The sequence below is a fragment of the Burkholderia sp. Se-20378 genome, assembly GCF_017104665.1.
GTDB lineage: Bacteria > Pseudomonadota > Gammaproteobacteria > Burkholderiales > Burkholderiaceae > Burkholderia > Burkholderia lata.
Genome location: NZ_JAAGPG010001210.1, coordinates 1 through 648, shown reverse-complemented (window position 1 = coordinate 648; position 648 = coordinate 1). Strand labels below are relative to the sequence as shown.

The 648-nt window shown below is 69.1% G+C and carries 2 protein-coding genes; both read left to right on the top strand.

Annotated elements, in window-relative coordinates:
* A partial coding sequence (locus G3N93_RS41055) for a MotA/TolQ/ExbB proton channel family protein (protein WP_206135643.1) occupies nt 1-322 on the top strand: 322 nt, incomplete at its 5' end.
* A 24-nt stretch (nt 323-346) separates the two neighbouring features.
* On the top strand, nt 347-648 hold a 302-nt coding region (locus G3N93_RS41050), incomplete at its 3' end, for a biopolymer transporter ExbD (protein ID WP_206135642.1).

Here is a 648-nt window from a genome sequence, read left to right as displayed (position 1 = left end):
GCTGCGTTCGCAGCGGCGCCTCGAATTCGGCCAGGTGCTGCTTGCGTCGATCGGCAGCACCGCGCCGTTCGTCGGGCTGCTCGGCACCGTGTGGGGCATCTACCACGCGCTCGGCAGCATCGCCGCGAGCGGGCAGGCGCAGATCGAGAACGTCGCGGGGCCGGTCGGCGAGGCGCTGATCATGACTGCGTTCGGGCTCGTCGTCGCGATTCCCGCGGTGCTGGCCTACAACATCCTCGGGCGGCTCGTGCGGCAACTCGCCGAGGAGCTCGACGGCTTCGCGCGCGATCTGCACGTGTTCGTGTGCGCGCAGGAAGCCTGACGCACCCATTCCGGAGGAGCGACCATGGCATTCGGCGGACTCGAGCACCACAAGACGTCCGCGCCGATGGCGGAGATCAACATGACTCCGCTGATCGACGTGATGCTGGTGCTGCTCGTCATCTTCATCATCACCGCGCCGCTGATGACGCACGCGATCCGGCTCGACTTGCCGAAGGTCGCGGCCAGCATCGCGCGCGACACGCCGCAATCCGTCACCTTGTCGATCGACGATGCCGGCAAGCTGTACTGGGACGATTCACCGGTCGCGCTCGATGCGCTGCCGGCGCGCTTCCGGGCCGCCGCCGCGGGCGGCGCGCCGCCCGA